The sequence below is a fragment of the Candidatus Liberimonas magnetica genome (assembly GCA_020523885.1).
GTDB lineage: Bacteria > Elusimicrobiota > Endomicrobiia > Endomicrobiales > JAFGIL01 > Liberimonas > Liberimonas magnetica.
Genome location: JAJAPY010000006.1, coordinates 14,949 through 34,281 on the forward strand (window position 1 = coordinate 14,949; position 19,333 = coordinate 34,281).

At 40.7% G+C, this 19,333-nt stretch carries 17 protein-coding genes; 3 read left to right on the plus strand and 14 right to left on the minus strand.

Features of this window, described 5'->3' with window-relative positions; genetic code table 11:
• Nucleotides 1–55: 55 nt before the first annotated feature.
• The 5 genes from LHV68_06040 to LHV68_06060 form a co-directional block, all read right to left on the minus strand.
• Complete coding sequence (locus LHV68_06040) at nt 56–1,030, minus strand: response regulator (GenBank protein MCB4791431.1); 975 nt, start codon at nt 1,028–1,030, stop codon at nt 56–58.
• 22 nt (nt 1,031–1,052) lie between these two features.
• Entirely contained in the window at nt 1,053–2,195 is a 1,143-nt protein-coding gene (locus LHV68_06045) for a response regulator (protein MCB4791432.1), read from the minus strand.
• Nucleotides 2,195–3,412, minus strand: a complete 1,218-nt coding sequence (locus LHV68_06050; GenBank protein ID MCB4791433.1) for a response regulator — start codon at nt 3,410–3,412, stop codon at nt 2,195–2,197. Before LHV68_06050 ends, LHV68_06045 begins: the two co-directional genes overlap by 1 nt.
• A gap of 174 nt (nt 3,413–3,586) precedes the next feature.
• Entirely contained in the window at nt 3,587–3,979 is a 393-nt protein-coding gene (locus LHV68_06055) for a four helix bundle protein (protein MCB4791434.1), read from the minus strand.
• Nucleotides 3,980–4,029: 50 nt separating this feature from the next.
• Entirely contained in the window at nt 4,030–5,577 is a 1,548-nt protein-coding gene (locus tag LHV68_06060; GenBank protein MCB4791435.1) for a response regulator, read from the minus strand.
• 168 nt (nt 5,578–5,745) lie between these two features.
• Here LHV68_06060 and LHV68_06065 point away from each other — a divergent pair, with 168 nt between their 5' ends.
• From LHV68_06065 to LHV68_06075, 3 genes are all read left to right on the plus strand, one after another.
• Nucleotides 5,746–6,411 carry a LemA family protein gene (locus tag LHV68_06065; GenBank protein MCB4791436.1) on the plus strand — a complete coding sequence of 222 codons (666 nt, stop codon included), beginning with the start codon at nt 5,746–5,748 and terminating at the stop codon, nt 6,409–6,411.
• A 2-nt stretch (nt 6,412–6,413) separates the two neighbouring features.
• On the plus strand, nt 6,414–7,310 hold the full coding sequence (locus tag LHV68_06070; GenBank protein ID MCB4791437.1) for a cation diffusion facilitator family transporter: 897 nt from the start codon (nt 6,414–6,416) through the stop codon (nt 7,308–7,310).
• Nucleotides 7,311–7,475: 165 nt separating this feature from the next.
• Nucleotides 7,476–8,381, plus strand: a complete 906-nt coding sequence (locus tag LHV68_06075; protein ID MCB4791438.1) for a cation diffusion facilitator family transporter — start codon at nt 7,476–7,478, stop codon at nt 8,379–8,381.
• Between the two features lie 257 nt (nt 8,382–8,638).
• Here LHV68_06075 and LHV68_06080 read toward each other — a convergent pair whose 3' ends face one another.
• From LHV68_06080 to LHV68_06120, 9 genes are read right to left on the minus strand one after another with little or no spacing between them, the layout of a single operon-like run.
• Nucleotides 8,639–9,007, minus strand: a complete 369-nt coding sequence (locus tag LHV68_06080; protein MCB4791439.1) for a response regulator — start codon at nt 9,005–9,007, stop codon at nt 8,639–8,641.
• An 11-nt stretch (nt 9,008–9,018) separates the two neighbouring features.
• Nucleotides 9,019–9,609 carry a hypothetical protein gene (locus LHV68_06085; protein ID MCB4791440.1) on the minus strand — a complete coding sequence of 197 codons (591 nt, stop codon included), beginning with the start codon at nt 9,607–9,609 and terminating at the stop codon, nt 9,019–9,021.
• Nucleotides 9,610–9,660: 51 nt separating this feature from the next.
• On the minus strand, nt 9,661–10,599 hold the full coding sequence (locus tag LHV68_06090) for a hypothetical protein (protein ID MCB4791441.1): 939 nt from the start codon (nt 10,597–10,599) through the stop codon (nt 9,661–9,663).
• 22 nt (nt 10,600–10,621) lie between these two features.
• Nucleotides 10,622–11,743: an energy transducer TonB gene (locus LHV68_06095; GenBank protein MCB4791442.1), complete on the minus strand. Its 1,122-nt coding sequence runs from the start codon at nt 11,741–11,743 to the stop codon at nt 10,622–10,624.
• A gap of 37 nt (nt 11,744–11,780) precedes the next feature.
• Nucleotides 11,781–12,194 carry a biopolymer transporter ExbD gene (locus tag LHV68_06100; protein MCB4791443.1) on the minus strand — a complete coding sequence of 138 codons (414 nt, stop codon included), beginning with the start codon at nt 12,192–12,194 and terminating at the stop codon, nt 11,781–11,783.
• Between the two features lie 2 nt (nt 12,195–12,196).
• Nucleotides 12,197–12,586, minus strand: a complete 390-nt coding sequence (locus LHV68_06105; protein MCB4791444.1) for a biopolymer transporter ExbD — start codon at nt 12,584–12,586, stop codon at nt 12,197–12,199.
• 36 nt (nt 12,587–12,622) lie between these two features.
• A complete protein-coding gene (locus tag LHV68_06110) occupies nt 12,623–13,237 on the minus strand; it encodes a MotA/TolQ/ExbB proton channel family protein (GenBank protein MCB4791445.1) in 615 nt (204 codons plus the stop codon).
• 10 nt (nt 13,238–13,247) lie between these two features.
• Complete coding sequence (locus tag LHV68_06115) at nt 13,248–16,289, minus strand: gliding motility-associated C-terminal domain-containing protein (protein MCB4791446.1); 3,042 nt, start codon at nt 16,287–16,289, stop codon at nt 13,248–13,250.
• Nucleotides 16,290–16,302: 13 nt separating this feature from the next.
• Nucleotides 16,303–19,332 (minus strand): tetratricopeptide repeat protein, encoded by a 3,030-nt coding sequence (locus tag LHV68_06120; GenBank protein ID MCB4791447.1) that lies wholly within the window; start codon nt 19,330–19,332, stop codon nt 16,303–16,305.
• Between the last annotated feature and the right edge of the window lies 1 nt (nt 19,333).

Here is a 19,333-nt window from a genome sequence, read left to right on the forward strand (position 1 = left end):
TATTATAACCAGCCTTATCAAGAAAGCCGCCGGCTTGGGCAGGCAGGGCTCCTCTTTATTGCAGGACACTCATGGCTTTAAATATAACTTTTAACGAATCAATGTCCGGCAGCAGCAATACCCTGCTTTTGATGTTTGTCTGCTGAACCGTAAGCTCAGTCTCCAGGGCAAAAACATGTTCGTCAATAAAATCTTTCATGGCGAGTTCCAGGACAGCTTTTTCGGTGTCGAAGAAGAGTGCCGGCAAAGATGTAGAAGCAGTTACAGCCAGTGCTTTGGCTACCTCTATCAGGTATGATGTTGCTAACACCATAGCGACGCTTTTTATTATCACAATCCCGGGTGCATTGAAATCCGAGCTTTCTGCTCCTGTTTTAAGTTTAATGATGCCTAAACCGCTTTCCCACGAAAGCAGGGTAAGAAGTTTTCCCTTTATGTTCCCTTCTACCTGGGCGATGCCTCCGATAATCGTTTCTTCGGTTTTTTGCTGGGTCAGGATTTTATTAAGGCTGTAACTTTTAACCTTTCCGATACCGATTGAAACCTGTTTCCCTAGTACCCGGGCTAAAGCCCTTGATGCATTTTCTGCGCCGCTGGCACCTATTTTTATAAGCGCATTTTCCTGGCCGGAAGTCAGCGCAAATACAGGCATTTTTTCGCCCGCCAGGACCTTATCGAGGCATTTGCGGATATCGGACGGTTTGAACGGCTTTGCAATAAAACCTTCTATAGTCCCGTCAACTATAGAAGCCGCCCTTTCAAACGCCACTTCATCCGGGACTCCGCTTACGATTACTACCTTGCTTTTTGGTTTTCTTTTCTTCATCTCGCCCAGGGTTTCAATCCCGTCAATACCCGGCATCCTTATGTCCAGGAACACAAGGTCATACTCATTTTTTTCAAACATGGATATCGCTGTGTACCCGTCGCAGGCGGCCTGGACGTTATACCCCTGGGATTTTAAATACTCTTCCAGGGCCCCGCGAATATTTTCCTCGTCGTCCACCACCAAAATTTTCTCATTAGCCATTTTTCCTCCTCATTTTCTTATCTCATTCTGCAACAGGCAGCTTTATTGTAAAACTTGTACCTTTTCCTATTTCGCTCTCTACCTCAATTTCACCGCCGTGCCCTTTGATTATCCCGTGCGATATGAAAAGCCCCAGGCCGGTCCCCTTGCCCGGGTCTTTGGTCGTATAAAAAGGGTTAAAAAGGCTCCCCAGCGCTTCTTTAGGTATACCCTTTCCTGTGTCTGTAAATTTAACGCAAACAACACTTTGTCCGGGCTTAAAAACCGCGGTATTTTCAGTCGCCTTATCGTAATAACTTTTAATAAACAGCTTTCCCGGTCCTCCCATGGCATCTACCGCATTGGTTACCAGGTTAAGAAAAACCTGGCTCAATTCGTTAGCATTAGCATTAATTTTCGGCAACTGCCGGTCCAGTTCTTTAATTATATCTATATTGGACAGCGCTATCTGATGAGCAAAGGGAGTGAGGGCATCATTTATAACACTGTTAATATCAATCAAGGACCTGTCTTCTTTTTTCTGCCTGGAAAAGGATAAAAGCGACTTTATTATCCCTGCGCTCCTGTCCGCTTCTTTTTCTATAATTTTGAGTTTCTTGACCGCTTTTTCGTTGTCTTTCAGTTCCTCAAGCAAAAATGAGGTATTCATCGTTATAGCGGTCAGCGGGTTTCTTATTTCGTGTGCTAGGCCCGCAGAGAACTGCCCGATAGCCGCCATTTTTTCGGACTGGACCAGCTGCGCCTGGGTATTCTTAAGTTCCTGGCCCTGCTTCGCTACAAACTCATCCAGCCTCCTTTGCATTTCCTGCTTCTCTGCGGCTTTTTTTATACTGATTTCCAGTTCATCAAAATCTATCGGTTTTGTAATATAGTCAAACGCGCCCTCTCTAAGAGCCTTTACCGCAGTTTCGGTTCCCCCGTGCCCGGTCATAATGATTACTTCCGTCATCTTAGACTCGTTTTTAATTCTGGCAAGCACTTCAAGCCCGCTTATATCCGGCATTCTTACGTCAACGATAATTATGTCCGGCTTTTCAAGGCTATAGACCTCAAGCCCGCTTTTCCCGTCTTCTGCGCTAAATGCCTCATAACCCTCCGAAGCTATGAGTTTTTTAAGCTTTTCTCTGCTTAGCTTTTCATCTTCAATAACCAGCACCTTAACCATTATTTTCTTTCTCCGCGTATCATAATAACCACTATCTTTTCTTTCTTCTTGTCATTTATTATTACAGGAGCCAATAAATTAATGTAAGAATATGTGCCTGTGTTTATATTCTTTAACTGCCCCACCGGCATATTAAAAGCATCCTTTACCATATTAGATAGAGATTCAACCGCTAAATCCTTTATTCCCAAGGCTGCAAGATTTGCTACAAATTTATCATCTATGCTTTCAGGTTTTATTTTCGTTCCTTGCAGCAAAATATTCGAATATAATATTTTTAGGTCCCTGTCCACCGCAACTATGCCAAAAGGAAGTTTGCTTAAGAGGCTATTGGCAAAATCAATGGCACTGGTATCGTCACTTTTTGGAAAATCTATTGATATATTATTATCTACGGTTATTCTTGTTATCAACTCCTTGGCCAGTTCAAGGTCGCGGACGCGGAATTTAAGCGCCCGTTCGGTATTAAGTTTAAGTGTAGCTTTTTCAATTGAAACAAGCAGCTGGTCAATGTCCAGGGGTTTTCTTAGGAAATTCATGGCACCGTCGCGCATCGCCTGTATGGCGTTTGATTCGTCGCCGTAGCCGGTTATCATTATCGCTTCAAAATCATCCGTAATAGCCCTCATCTCATGCAGTGTCTCAAGCCCGGTTTTCTTAGGCATTTTGATATCCATAAGCACAATATCTATCTTTATGTTCTCGAATACCCTCATTGCGTCTTCACCGTCTTTTGCCTGGTAGACAGACAGCTTTTCTTTTTCCAATACCTTGACCAGGTGTTCGCGCGTAGTCCCGTCGTCTTCTACTAATAAAATGTTCGGATACGGCTGGCTTTTCCTGTAGTTATAAATTTTTTCCTTGGCTCTGCCCAAAGCCACCAGGAGTATATCCAGGTCTATCGGCTTTTTCAAATAGTCAAGAGCACCTTCCCTTATAGCCTTTATGGAAACATCTATCCCGCCAAAGGCCGTTATAATTATTACCTCAGTTTGAGGGTTTTGATATTTCACGGTATGCAAAACTTCCATGCCTTCGACACCCTTCATTTTTATATCAGTTATTACGATATCGGGATTTTCCCTGTTGAATGTTTCAAGCCCGGTCCTTCCGTCGCCTGCTTCTAAGACTTCAAACCCTTCCTTTGCGATAAACTTTCCAAGCTGCTCCCGGGCTGTCTTTTCATCTTCAATCAGTAAGACCTTCAGCTTTTCCATTTAATGCCTCCTGTTCTACGAAGGACATAACTTCTTGAAGGACGATGGACGACCGCTCATCCCGCAAGGCGGGATTTGCTGGGACGAAGGAAGCAACATCTTAATGTCATTTTCATCTTTCGTCCTTCGTCTCTCGTCCTTCGTCTTTCATTTTTAGCCCTTTGTTTCTCGTTCTTACTTACAAAATCTATCTGCTTTTTTTTCCATTACAGATAGCATTGCAAATATATATTCGTACCTAGCATTCAATTCTTCGTAAATCTTACTATTAATGTATTTACACTTTAAAGCAAACTCAAGCCAAACTTGAGTTTCTGCGGACTCACCCATGCAATCCGTAATTTTATTCACAAACATTGCAATATATTTCCGTTTTCTCCAGACCTCAGCCAAATTGGAGCAAACTGACCTGGATGATCTGCGAATTTGATCAGTTAAAGAATATTTTTCATCTTGTGGAAACTTTTTAGTAATTTCAAATATTTCCATTGCGCATTCAAAAGCTAATTGATATGCTCTTAAATCTTGAAATCTTTTGATTTGTTTTTCTCGTCTTTCTTCAATCATCTTTCATCCCTCATCCTTCACTCTTCGTCCCTCGTCCTTCACGCCTTTACTTAACTTCCTGCCGGCAGTATTATTTTAAATACTGTCCCCTCTCCAGCTTTGCCTGCCTCGCCGGCAGGCGGGCTTTCAAGTTCTATTTTCCCCTTATGCTCTTCAACTATCTTTTTCGCTACGGACAGCCCCAGGCCAGTCCCTTTGCCAACTTCTTTTGTCGTAAAGAACGGCTCGAATACCTTTTCCTGGATTTCTTTCGGTATGCCGGTCCCGTTGTCTTTTATCTCGATTATAAGCGATCCTTTATCCCTGTACGCCTTTATTCTTAGTTTTTTGTGTTCTTTTTTGCTTTTTATCAACGCATCTCTCGCATTCGTTATAAAGTTCAGCATCACTTGCTCAAGGCGTATGGCATCCCCCAGAATTTCCGGCAAGCCAGGTTCTATTGTCTTTTCTATTTCTATGGAATAATCCATGAGCTGCTGGACCGTGAATTTAAATGCCCCGTCTATTACAGTCCTTATGTCAACCATATCGTTCGTGGAGCCTTCCGTGCGCCTTGTAAAAATCCTCATGTGGTCAATTATACTTGCCATCCTGTTTACTTCGCAGACTATCTCCCCTAACTCTGAACTCAGCCCTTCGGGGGTCATCGATTCGCCCCGTTTTACATCCCTTAATATTGACTGGCATATTATCTTTATTCCGTTCAACGGCTGGTTAAGCTCGTGTGCAACACCGGCCGTCAGCTCGCCTAACGCAGATATTTTTTCTGTTTGTATCAACTGGGCAGTTGATTCTTTTAACTCTGCATGCAGTTTCCTGAGGTCATTTTCTGTCTTCTTGCGTTCTGTTACATCCCGTGCTATGTTGAGCACAATAGATTTTCCTCTTATCTTTGCCGGATAGGTACTAATATCTACTGTGACCGCTGTTCCGTCCTTGCGGTTCAATATAAATTCATCCGGCCCTGTCTGCACATCCAGGCTGTTTTTTACCAGAAGAGCTGCTGCTTTCGGCAGCTGATCCATGGAAAGCAGGTTAAGGTTAAAAAACTTCTTACCGATAAGCTCTTCTTTTTTAAAACCGGTCATATCCTCAGTTTTTTTGTTCCCATCTATAAATGTGCCGTCTATTTCATTTATGAAATAGGCATCCGGGGCATATTCGAACAGGATCCGCAGATGTTCCTCGTTGTAATTTAGCTCGTCTATCTTCACTTTCATTGTTACTTTTTCCAGTGCCCGTTCAATCAGCATTAATAATTCATTGATATTATAGGGTTTTTTAATAAAACTATAGGCACCTTTTCTCATTGCATCTACTGCTATCTCAATAGTAGGATAGGCTGTGTACATAATAACTTCTATATCGGGATTTGTTTTCTTTACCTCTTTAAGTAATTGAATTCCGTCCATATTAGGCATTTTCAGATCACTGACCAGCACACTGAATTTCTCATTTTTAAGCATTTCCAACGCTTCGTTTCCATTGCTTGCAGTGGCAACTTTATAACCGGCTGAGCCAATTACAAAGCTGGTAGCGTCGCGGACGCCTTTTTCATCATCAATAACAAGTATTTTATCTTTCTTTTCGATGTTCATAATCGCACTCTTTTTGTTGGGATAATACAGTTTATAAGGAATGAAGTGAATAGGTGCCAGCGGTTTAGCCGGCCTCTTTTGGAGAAATTGTAAAAGCAGATTAGCATAATATTTATTATTGTATATATAAAATTAATTGTCAATAATTTGGCATAAAAGTTGCTTATAATGCTATTGAACTATAATATGACTTCACAGGTTTCCGAATTAGTTAGAAAAATATATAAAGAACAGCTTGATGCGCCGAGGCTTACATCCAAAAGATGGGAGGCCTTATGCACGGTACTCGGCGCGGCGCTTGCCGTATTGTCTCTAATAGGAACAGTTTACTATTACAATATATTCATAACAGGCTCCAACCTGGTTTCAATGGATTCAGCTCAGATCATAAAAGAAAAAGACAGGATAAGAAACCTTGTTCCCAACTTAATACAGGTGACGGTAAACCACTCAAACTATGAAAAGAGCATTTTCTTTCATACAGCTGAGTCCAGGCAGAATTTAATAAAGCCAAAAAACCTTGAAACAGAAATGAAAAACCTGGCAGCAATGGACGTAGACAAGGTTTACTCAAAGCTCATAGCTATAGCGGAAAAGTACCCGAACCTGAGGACAAATATCGTGTTCCTTCAGCTCATGAAAAACTTGTATAACGGAGCGAACAGGGTTGCAGCAGCGCGCGAGAAATATAATATTGACGTCAGGGCCTATAACAATAAGCGCTCAAGGTTCCCGGCAATAATATTTGCGCTTCTTTTTCATTTTGAAAAACTTGAGTTCTATAACGGGGATACAGGCATAAAACTGCCAGCAGTCGGACAATTCGAGAGATAATCATGCAAGAAACCAATACTCCAGCGGTTGAAAACAGCGAAAAATGCGTAAAATGCGGGCACAAGGCCGCCAGGATCGGCCTTGCTGCAAACATATTTCTTGCTATTTTCAAAGGCAGCATCGGGGTGATGGCTAATTCCAAAGCTCTTATAGCCGATGCCTTTCATTCGACCGCAGATATAGTTAACTCCCTTATCATCATTGTTTCACTTAGACTGAGCAAGCGGCCCCCGGACAAAAAACACCCCTACGGGTATGCAAAAATAGAATTCGTTGCGTCTATTATCGCTTCATTGATACTCCTGTTCGGCGCCTCTCTATTGTTTTATGCAGGCATGAAGTGCCTGTCCGACGGGACTCACAGGTCCCCGAAAGTTATCGGAGCCGTGGCATCATTTGTTGCTACTCTGCTTAACCTCCTCGTTGCCAGCTATACTTTTTGCCCCGCGAAAAGGCTTAATTCTCTGCCTTTAATTACTTCTGCCTGGGATAACCGTTCCGCAGCCTATTCTTCCCTGGTAGTAGTGGCAGCGGTCATCGGGTCTGCGATAGGTTTGCCCATCTTAGACCCTTTGGCTACTATAGTAATTTCTATAATCATAGCAAAAGCTCAGGTCTCAATAATTTTTGAAGCGACACAGGGATTAATGGATACGGGATTGCCTCTGGAAGAATTACAAAAGATAAGCCTTGCTGTAAAAGACATCCGGGAAATAGATAAGGTCTGCTCGATAAAGTCAAGAAGGATAGGCCAGAAATTCTGGGTAGATATGAAAATACTTATAGGCGGCAAACACAACCTTGAAGAAGCAAAAAAAATAATTGACAGGGCGGAAACTTTAGTTAAGGAAAATATACGCAATCTTGAAAAAATACACGTTTATGCCGAACCGGCTTAGGAAGAAGCAATTTCGAATAACCAAGCACGAATTTCGAAAAAACACTAAATAGGCAAGAAAAACAGCAAATACTGAAAGCCAAGTAAATTTATTTTTTGAATATTTAGTATTGGAATTTTTTTCGGATTTCGTTATTGCAGTTTCGAAATTCCCCGAAGGGGTTATATGAGCAAAAAATCAGAAGTTGCAAAATTATCCATTTACTCAAACGCATGCCTTATCGCGATGAAATTCATTGTCGGGTTTATTACGGGTTCTGTCAGTATAATCTCGGAAGCGATTCATTCAACCATGGACCTGATGGCATCGTTTGTGGCATTTTTCAGCGTAAAACTTTCAGCCAAACCTCCAGATATCACCCACCCGTACGGGTATGAAAAAATCGAAAATATATCCGGCATTATTGAAACCGTCCTGATATTTCTAGCTTCACTTTTTATAATAAAAGAGGCCGTGCATAAACTTTTCAACAGGGGAGAAGTCACCTCTCCGGGCCTTGGATTTCTTGTGATGCTCATTTCCGCTGCCGTCAATTATTTTGTATCGGCAAGGCTCTATGCAGTTGCAAGGTCCGAAGGGTCTATCGCTATTGAGGCCGATGCGCTTCACCTTAAAGCTGATGTCTATACCTCTATCGGAGTTGCAGCCGGGCTTTTAATGCTTTGGATCAGCGGTTTTCAAATACTTGACCCTCTCGTAGCCATACTGATAGCTATATTTATTTTAAAAGAGGCTATCGAGCTGTTCATGCATTCTTTCGGGCCGCTGGTTGACATAAAACTTCCTGAGGAAGAGCTTGAACTGTTAAAGAAAAGCATTTACCGCTATAGAGATACTTTTGTGGACGTTCACGACCTGAGGACACGCAGGTCGGGCAATATCAAACACATAAGCATGCATATGACATTCCCCTACAAAATGACGGTTGAAGACTTCAACGATACTTATGCAAAAATAAAAATGGCTATTGAAGCTATGGTCAAGGATACCAGAACTCTTGTCTACGGTGAACCCTGCGATAAAAACTGCTCCTCCTGCAGGTTCGACAAAACCAATAAGTTATGTATCTGATGCAGCAATTCAGCTAATAGTTTGATAAACAGGTAGCCGTAAGTGCACACATGTGTCGTCTTAATAGCTTTTCGAGATTTAAAACTGTCTTTGCTGTCATTCCTACGGAAGCAGGAATCCAAGTCGAAGGAAACAGTATTTACTGGATACCCGCTTTCGCGGGTATGACACCTAATTTGGACAGCAATGAGGGTAATTTAGATGTTTATTATTATTGATTGATAAATCTATGTGTTTTGAAAGGGTTTATTTATTCTTTAAAGTAGGGACTTTATTTTCTTTTCTAATAGACCAAAATTAATAGGCTTTTCTATAAAATCCTTTGCCCCGGACATTATCGATTCTTCACGAACGATCTCATCCAGGGAATATGCCGTCATATGAATTACAGGGATATTTTTAAAATTATCCTGGGAATTCAACCATTTACAAAACTCTATACCATTTATTTCAGGAAGCATTATATCTAATAAAATTAAATCCGGCCTATTACTGGAAAGCCATATTTGAGCTGACATCCCGCTCTCTTTTGTCACAACTTCATATCCAAGTGATTCGAGGGATTGCAACAATAACTCCAATATAAATACGTCATCATCAATAATAAGAATCGATTTTTTGTTCATACGCACCACCTTTAAGGTGTTTCTCTTTCAGCTGTATTATGTTTAAAATGAGAGCCAATGGATGTTAAAAAACTTTTAACCCGTATCAACCTTTGAGTCACTTTCTCAACAGTTTCTTTGTTTGTCCGCAAATCTTTTAACTCATCAAGGCATCCATTTAAGTCTCCTAAAGCCATTTGCGACACTTTTTTATCGCGTGAAATCAATTTATCTAACAAAAATATCGTTTCATTAAATTCTTTTACAAAATCCTTGACCATATCCCCGCTTCGCACCTGGACAGGATTTATTTCTCCTGATTTTATATCTTTTAAAGCCCTGCGAAGTTTGTATAGCGGCCCTGCAATTTTATGTGACAGGTATAGACCAATGAAGGTATTCCCGCCTATTAAAAGCAACAAAATAAAGCCGAGCCTCATAAAAAAATCCGATGCCATATCAGGCCTCTGCCAATCAGTTGCAATAACATAAAGGCTGTGCATCCCCCAACCCATAAAAATTCCTTCTACCGAGACAATAATTATTAATATTAGAGTAAACCAAAATTGCAGTTCTAAATCAACAACATACTGGGTCCTATTTTGTATTTTTCTGTCTTCCATATAAGGTCCTTGTTTAAACTGTTGAATCCCGCTGTGCGGGATAACAATCCCTTATTGATTTAATACTACAATATCTACTCTCTCCAGGGATTTCGTTGTAAACTCTCCCCTGGGCCTTACTTCTTCTTCTCTGCGGATAAGTATTTTCACCAGTCTTTCAGAAATTTCCTTTGCAGCTATCTTAGCTATTTCTTTGTCCTTACTATAAACGATTACCTCAACCGGCAGAGTGAAATAATCCTTTTTAATTTTGTCTGCTGCTTCTTGTATCAAATCCATACCGGCATCGCTGAACTCGCCGTGTAATAAAACAGTAGGATTGTTTTTATATATTTTTTTATAGTCTAAAGTAATATATAAACCTTTTTGTTCCTGGTGTGCTAGTCCGGTAATAATAAAAGGGGTCCCGACCCTGGTATGAAGCGCCCCTTTAGTATCATAGTATTTCAATATAGTTGAATAGGAGTAACCGACCTCTATTATATTCCCGTCTTTATCCCTGCCGTCAAAAGTTATGGTTTCGGGAGGCAGCCCCCTGCCGCTATACTCTCTAAAAGTCTGTCCTAAATCGTCGGTGACTATAAGCTCCCACGTGGCAGACTTTTTTGCATTTTTGGGATTTGGTTCTTTAAAAACTGACTTTAAATCCGAAAGAGGATAAAAAACGCATATCGTATCAGTATGTATATAAAGTGTCCGGGGAACTATTACCTGAGGGCTATTTGCTAATTCAGGCATAAAATCTTTCGGCTGTTTTTCGCTGCCGGCAGGTTGATTAGTAAATATCTCTCTTTCTATTTCCAGATCCTTTAAGATCTCTGAATTCTGTTCGATTGGGATCTCAAGTTTTGGTTTGGTGCTGTCCAATTTTAAAACCTCATCTCCCTTTATGACCGCCTCGGGCAGTTCGCCCTTCTGCTCGGCTCTTATATAGGAAGAGGCACCGATACCTGCCGCTAAACAAATAAAAACTGCAATGTATTTTTTCATTTTTTTTACCCGTTTAAAAATATTATTTTAGTAAAAACCTAAAAGTAATAATTCCCCATTGATCGCCCTTGCTGTCTTCTACAGGCTCAAAAACCCATCTCTGCAGGGCTTCTGTCGTCAACCTGTCCAGCTGTATGTAACCTGAAGTGCGTTCAATATACACTTTTTCCCTGACCTTCCCTTCCGGAGAAACAAAAAATTTGATAACCACGTCCGCTTCAATATGTTTGGCCCTTGCCCAACCCGGATAAACGGGTAAATATGACGTAATAACCTTCCTATTTGTCACAGGGCCGATTATCTCAACCGTTTTTTTGTCCGGTTTTGCTTCCAGCACCTCCCCGTTTTGAGTTTTATGGGTACTCGTTACAATTTCTTCCTGCATCTTTGCAAAACTCTCTTTTGCTTTATATTTTTTCAGTGATATACCTCCTGTATAACCGATAGAAGCACTTGGTGTGTAACCTGCAGAGGCTTTTCTCTTATCCATTGAAAGCGAAGAAGCCTCTTTAAGCGTATAGCCTTTGTATGAGGGGGATACATGGCCTATCTCCATTTTTTTTGCATCCTTTAAAGAAAGCACAGCTCTTTTGTCAAAACTGATAGCTGCACCCGGAGAGTGCGTTTTTACAGCTACTTTTCCAACCTCGGCGATCTCGATAGCCGGCTCCTGAGGCGCAATACCGCCTCTAGGGCTTAATTCTTCTTTAGGTATAATAGAAGACAGCTTGCTGCTTACTTTATTATCACTTTTCTGATCTAAAGAAATTTGCGGTTTTGGCTGGATCTCCGTTCTTTTATTTAAGTCAAGCTTTTGCTGAGCTTCGGCCTCAATCTTCGATTCTATTTCAGGCCCGGACAGCTCTTTAATTTCATTTTTTTTAAAAGAAGGCATAGCCATTTTAATAAAGTCCAATACATTTTTAGGAGGAGTTTGAGCAGGCACTCTTTGGGCAACTTGTATCGGAGCATCCGGCTCGATCTCAATAATCTCGATATTATCCAAAAGTATCATATTCTTTTTTTCAAGGCTCCTTATATGGAAATAGGAAAAAAACAAAAAACTGTGTAATACCAAAGAAATTATAAAGGCGTTGTAAACGTTCTTATTATTATAAGTGTTTTCATAAATATCTGCATACATAAAGCTACCTGCCCCAAGCAGCAAAGTAATATCGCAGTTAACCTTTTGGCTTTACCGCTATAGAGATATTTTTTGCCCCTGATTCCTTACATAGGCTCATGGCATCGATTAAATATTTATGGAGAGCGTCCTGATCAACGCGGACAATGACGTACTTGTTCTTTGTTTCATTGATTTTTGCTTCTAAAAGCGTCCGAACCTGGTCAAAAGGTATTATATATTCATTAACCGCCCAGACACCGTCTTTTGTTATCGCTACAGTAACGTTTTCCCTCTCTTTATCTTCCCCTGTCGTTGCCTTGGGCAGCGTTATTTCAAGGCTCGGCTGTAAAAACGTAGGAGCAGTAATCATAAATATTATAACGAGCACAAGTGAAATATCGACAAGAGGAGTAATTATGAGCTCGGTTACCGGTTCTTCGCTGTCATAGGACCCGTTGGATCTAGCCATGATTATTTCCTCTTTAAGATCGCAAGTTTAAGAGCGCCTCTCTGCCTAGCGCAATCAAGTATGTCAACAATATATTTAACCTGGTTATTCGATGATGCCTGAAGCATCACCATTTTATCCTTGCTTCTTTTTATGGCCCCGCTCAATTCGCCCGGCAGCTCACCCCATGTAACGGTTTTTCCATTGACTCCGATCTCGCCTTTATCGTTTAGAGTTACCGTTACGTTTTGGGCCTGGGCCACTTTGCCTTTGCTCTCGTTCATCTTAGAAGATGCGATATCTATAGCTCTCTGCGCCATGAAAGGAGCTATGACCATAAAAATAATAACAAGTACCAGCGATATATCAACCAGGGAAGTCAAATTGATTTTAGTTATTGATTCGTCTTCCATATAATCTCTCTTTTATGTGCGCTTTTTTTTCAACTGTTAGTTGAAACCTAAATGGACCAAAACTCTCATTTGATTGGATTCCAATTGGCTGGAGATGACTTTGGCTTTGCGCATAAAGTAATTGTAGAGAATTACTGCAGGTATCGCTATGGCAAGACCTGCAGCAGTTGCCACAAGAGCTTCAGAGATTCCTGCAGCAACTATCGCAGGACCGCCTGTTCCCGACATGGCTAAATCATGAAACGCCCTGATAATACCTATTACGGTGCCGAATAAACCTATAAACGGACAAACTGTCCCCATTGTACCTAAAACTATGAGAAACCTTTCCATCTCAACGCGTTTGTCCAACCTGGTTGCATCCATTAGTTCAACTACTTGAGGCTTTTGTTTCTGGCTGTTTAAGATGGCAACTTCCATAAGCCTTGCCAACGGGCTATTTGAAGGTTTGCATAAATCCAGGGCCTGTTTAAAATTTTTTTCCTGGATATATTTATATAAAATAGTCGTGAAGTTATCGACATCTATACGTATTTTTCTGAAATACCACCATCTCTCAAGGGCAAATGACAGGGCTATTATTGAACAAAACAATAGTATAATCATCGTAAAACTCGTGCGCAACACCTCAAAAAAATCAACAGTTATCATTTTGCCTCCCCTATTTTTGTATTATAATTTCAACGCGCCTGTTTTTCCTTCTTCCTTCTTCAGTACTATTTGAATCGATTGGTTTTGTTTCACCGTAACCGGTCATTGTAAACCTTTCACGCGGGATTTGTGCCTCACTTACAAAGAAATTAACGACTGATTCTGCCCTTTTCTGAGATAAAACCTGGTTATTCTGAAACTCTTCATTATGGATAGGGACCGTATCGGTATGTCCTTCAACACTTACCTGTCTGTCAGGAGATTTTTTTATCAGGCTTGCAGCCTTAAGCAATGTCTCCCTGGCCAGGGGTTTTATATCTGCTTTTCCCGTATCAAAAAGGAGTTCTGCAGCCAGGCTTATAACGGTCCCGCGCTTTGTTTCAACAAAATACTGCGCGGGAGCTAAAAGAGTTATCGGTTCTTCTTCGGGAGTTATAGAAACAATAGGCTTTGTTGTGTCTAATTTTACCTTGACAATACTGCTTTTCCCTTCATTGCCGACCTCGTCTTTAATCAATAATTGGGCGTTATATTCCCCGTCCGGCAGAGGATTACCCCTGTCGTTATCGCCCTTCCATATTATGTTCTGGGACGGCCTGCCTCTATCTTTAAAAACCCTCAGCGCTGCATCTGTGTATACTGCTTTAAGCGCCCATTCAGATATATCGCTTGCGTCTTTATATTCAATACTAAATGTTGTCGTATCCCTTTCTCCGTCATTATTGGGCGAAAACAGTGTAGGGTCCGCAGAAAGCCATACTTCAGGAGGAGTATTATCTATTTTTACCGTTTGTTTCATGGTAACGGTCTGATTGCCTACAATATCTTTGGCTTTAAAGAAATAATTATAAATACCGTCTTTTAATACAACTTTATCTTTATTTTTTCCCTCCCATACCGCATTAAGCGGAGGGGCGCCTGTCCCGGAAAATGATCTGCATGGCTCTATATTATCTTCTATCACAAGCTCATATTTTTCGCACGGGCTTTCATCCTCATAAATTAAAGAAAAATTTGCCTCATCTTTATATCCGTCGCCATTGGGTGAAAATATAACCGGGGCTGCGCTGACCTTCAAAACCGGGCTTGTCGTATCGATAACAATAGGTTTTAAAATAGAGAGTACATTATTGCCTGCCTCATCAGTAACCTCAAGCAAATAATCATATTTGCCGTCAGGAAGGATTTTTTTATCATCGTTCTCTCCAAGCCAGGAAATGCTCTGAGGCGGGTTACCGGACCCCCGGAAGGTCCTGAGCACCTCTGTTTTGCCTCTTAAGATCTTTAGCTTCCATTCCTTAATTTTATTAAATGCGCTGACCGTTATAGAAAACTTTACAGAATCTTTAAACCCGTCCGCATTGGGCGAAAATACATCAAGATCCGAAACAACGCCTATGTTGGGTTTGGTTGCACCGATAACAAGGGCCTGGGGCTCATTGACACTGCTATTGCCGACAACATCTGATGCTTCCACATGCCAGCGATAGGTCCCGTCCGGCAGGATCCCTCTGTCATCGCTTTTGCCGTCCCAGACAATATTCTCCACAGCACTTCCCAGCCCTTTGAAGACTTTAACGACTTTTTGTGATGAATTCTTTATGGCCAGTTTCCAGCTTTCAAGAGGGCTTGCATCACGAATATTCAATGTAAAGGTAGTCTCATCAAGGATGCCGTCATTATTAGGCGAAAATAGCGCAGGGGCTACGCCTGCTGTTATTACCGGAGGCGTTCTATCAATCTGGACCGTTTCTTTCGGTATCCTGGTTTCATTGTCTGCTATGTCCAGAGCTTCCATATAATACGTGTAGATACCGTCATTGAGGTCTTTTTTATTATCATCCTTCCCGTCCCACACGAACACCTCTTTCTGTTTATTTCCCATGCCGCTGAAGGTTTTAACGGGCTTGCTTATGTCATTTAAAATAGACAGCTTCCACTCAACAGAGTGGTCATCGGTTATATTAAGAGAGAAAGTCGTTTCCTCATATTTTTTATCCCCGTTCGGAGAAAATATTTTATTATCCAACCCGACCCTTAGCATAGGCGGGGTATTATCCACATCTGCATAAACAGGTGCAGCGGACACGGTATTGCCTGCATTGTCCGTCTCCGACAGAACCAGGCTGTATACACCGTCATTAACCGCTTGTTTTTTATCATCTTTTCCGTCCCAATAAAACCTATGGGGAGGAGCCCCTTTGCCGGAAATTTCCTTAACTATCTTTCCGGTGGAATTTAAGATATTCAATTTCCAAAGCCCGGTCGAAGTAACGTCTGCTATTGAAACATCGATATTTAAGATATCTTTGCGCCCGTCATCATTCGGCGAAAAAACTTGCGGGTATACTTTTAACAGCGACACCTTTGCTTCTCTTGTCAGCTTGAGAGTCTGGGGTTGTGTTTTAAAACGGTTCCCGGCATTATCCTGAACAAGCAAATAAAAATTATATATGCCATCAATGACATCTTCATTAAAATTGCCTTTACCATCCCACACTGAGGCAGGCTTTACATCCCCGACCCCGGAAAAAGAGCGTACAGCCATGTTGTCTTTCTCCTCAATCGATAACAACCAGCTGTTTATTCCGTTGTCGTCACCGGCTGCAAGCGAAAACGTCACCTCATCCTTAATTCCATCCCCGTTCGGCGAAAATTCAATTAAATTAACAGATAACGAAGCATTGGGGATAGTCCTGTCGATTATTATATCTTGAGGCGCGATAGCCTCTTTATTGCCGGCTTTTGTAATAACATTAAAATCATAAGAGTATATACCGTCCGCTACCAGGATCTGGTTTTCATCCCTTCCGTCCCACTCCAGCCTCTCAGGCGGAGGGCCGTCTCCTTTAAAGATTTTGATTAATTGCTTATTTGTATTTCTTATCTCAAAAGCCCATCTGCTAATATCCTCTTTTGGGGTGGTTACTGCCAGTTTAAATACAGCAGTGTCCTTTATGCCGTCTTTATTCGGGGAAAAGATAGTTTTCCCGACCGCCGCTGAAGTGGATAAAAACAATATCATTAGAAAACAGACAAATTTTTTAACCATAGCCAGCTCCTTATTATCTTACTTGTTTATTAATTTCGGTACGTAACATTTCAATTCTTGTTTTTACGGCATCAAGCCAGCTGGGTCTGTCTGCCATTGAAGCTGATTTTTCATAGACTCTCTGATACAAAGAAAGAGCTTCTTTTATATCGTTGCTTCTCTCATAGTGTTCCGCTAACCTGACCATTGCATTAAGGGCAAAAGGGTCAGCATGATTTCCTTTTTCTGATATAAGTTTTTTATATGTATTTACAGCCTCTTGGGTGTTTCCCATTGCAATATAATCTTCGGCTATACGAAATTCCAATTCCCCCCATGTTTCGCTATTCTTATCTAATTTATCCAGGCCCAGGGTAATAACTTCTATAGCCCGCTGGTATTGGTTTTGTTCTTCATATATGGATGCCAGCTGCATGGATATGTCAAAAGCCTCTTCCTTATCGTTATACTTTTTCTGATATACCTGCATGACAGCCGCAGCCTTATCCCATTCCTTGATTTCCCTATAAGCTATCGCTGTGTTATAGAGCGCGGTAGCTATATATTCAGAATCCGGGTGTTCATTTGCCAGCTTTTCAAATGTGACAGCTGCATCAGCAAACTGTTTTTCTTTAAATTGTGCAGAACCTAAATAAAAAAGCGCATTTTCTATGCGTTTATCTTCAGGGAAATTTTCTATAAAACGCTTATAGACAGGTATAGCCTCTTTAAACCGGGAAAGTTTATAATATGAGACGGCTAAATAATAATTTGCATCAGCAAATTTATCGCTTTCAATAAGTTCGCTGATTACTTCGTCAAGCAGTTGGACTGTCTCGTCATATTTTTTATTCTCAAAGAAACTCCTTGCCAGCCTGAAACGCAGCTCGACCATTATGGGTTTTCTTCCCATCGCTGCTATATCGTTCTGTAATTCTGATAATATAGTTTCCTTGGATTCCGACACTTCTATTAAAGCAACTAAAAAATCCAGGGCATCATAGGCTTTCGGTTCATTGGGATATTTTTCAATAATCCCTTTTAATGCCTTAAAGGCCGGAGTATTATTTTTAGAATTATAATAACACTGCGCTATCCGGAGATGAGCATCTGCCTCTTCCTTGTCGTTTTTCGCATACCGTTCCAGTATCCTCTTATAAACCTCTACAGCCTTATCATAGTATTGAGCACGAAAATAAGTATCAGCGGTTTTCCATAATGCATCCGCTGTTTGGGGGCTGGCCGGAAAGCTTTTTTCAAGACTTTCCCATGTTTCAATAGCCTGGCTAAAATATTCAAGTTTATAGTAAGTATAGCCCACACGAAAGACCGCGCTCGGGGTCAGGTTATGCCCTGAATTTTGATTAAGAAACAGGTTATAAGCCTCTAAGGCTTCTAGATATTTTTTCTGGTTAAAAAAAGTATTTGCTATTTCATATTGATTCACACTAAGCAGGTCTTTTGGAAGTTCTTTTTGTCTGGAAAGCGCTATAATATTTTCTCTTTGGGCCTGTGCTTTTGTATAATCGCCATTTAGAAAGTCGGTCCATGCAAGCCCATCTTTTGCATATATGAGATAAGGGCTTGCCGGATATATAGACTCTATAGAATTGTAAATTTCGCCTGCCTCCTTATATAGACCCTGTTTAAGGTATCCTTCTGCCAAATACAGATAGGAAAGAAGTCTCCATGGGCTTTTGTTTGGAGGGAAAGCTTTTAACAAATAATGATATCCTGAAACAAGAGCAGCATAATTATGATTTAAATAATTTGACCTGCTCATCAACGCAAACGCAGATTCCCTTAACTCCGGGCTTTGAGTTCTGTCAATTACACGCTGGTATGCACTAGTCCCCTGGTCATATTGTTCAAGTTCACAAAAGGTATTCCCCAGAAGTATTTCAACCTGAGAAATAAGGTTATGATCCGGGAAAAGCTGTTTAAATAGCATAAGAGAATCCCTTGCCTGAGCGAAATTTTCCATATTATAAAAACACCAGCCTAACCTGAACTGCGCATTAGGGGCATAGAAATTGCCGGGATGTGCGCTTGCCATGTCTGCAAACGCAAAACTGGCTTCCTTGAATCTTTTCTCCCTTAAAAATGACTCTCCTATAAGATAAACCGACAAAGGGGCAAACTCCGCTTTGGGCTCCAGCTGAAGGAATGATTGGAAATTAGCCCTTGCCTGCAAATAATCATTTAATTCGAGATAAGAACATCCTATTTTAAATATCGCCGTACCGCGAAGGCTGCTTCTTGGGTAAAGCCTGATAAACCTTTCATAACTTTTAATTGCACTGTCGTAATCTTTGGCAACAAGAAATGCTTCGCCAATAAGATATAGGGCATATTCCTGAAGGCTGCTTTCCGGATATTTATTGATGAGTTCTTTTAATTTTTCAATAGAATGAAGGGGTTTTTCCATACGTATTAAGGCTTTTGAAGAAAATAAAAACGATTGAGGTGAGTCATTTTTTTCCAAATTTACTAACGCAATGTCGTTTTTGCCTAATTGATAATTAACCAGACCAAAAGCATAATTAAATCTTTTATCGTCCCTGTAAGCCGGTTGTTTGTTAATTACAGCTAAAAGAAGGTTCTCTGCTTCCTTGAAACGTCCAAGAATAATATAACATTGCGCCTTTAAAAGCTTAACTTCATGCTGTAAATATCCTTTTGGATAGCTGCTTTCAACTTTTTCCAATGCATCAACTGCTTTTGAATAATTTTTTCTATTGTAAAGTATTTCTGCGGCCCGGAAGGCAGCACCTTCGCTGGGAACCTTTTTAAAGCTTTCTGACGCTTCTTCAGACAAAGGATCCATATTATAAGAACATTCCCCAACTAAAAACTCTGCTTCAGGCACTAATTTATCGTTGGAATATTTTTTAATGAATATTTGATATTGTTTTATGCAAGCTTTTTTATTATCATTAAACAATTCAGAAGCTTTCTCAAAAAATTCAAGAGCAGATATTTTTGATTTATCAGATGAAAGTGCATTTGAGCTTAGAAATAGAAAAATAATTGTAAAAATAGTGTTTTTAAAATAAATATTCATA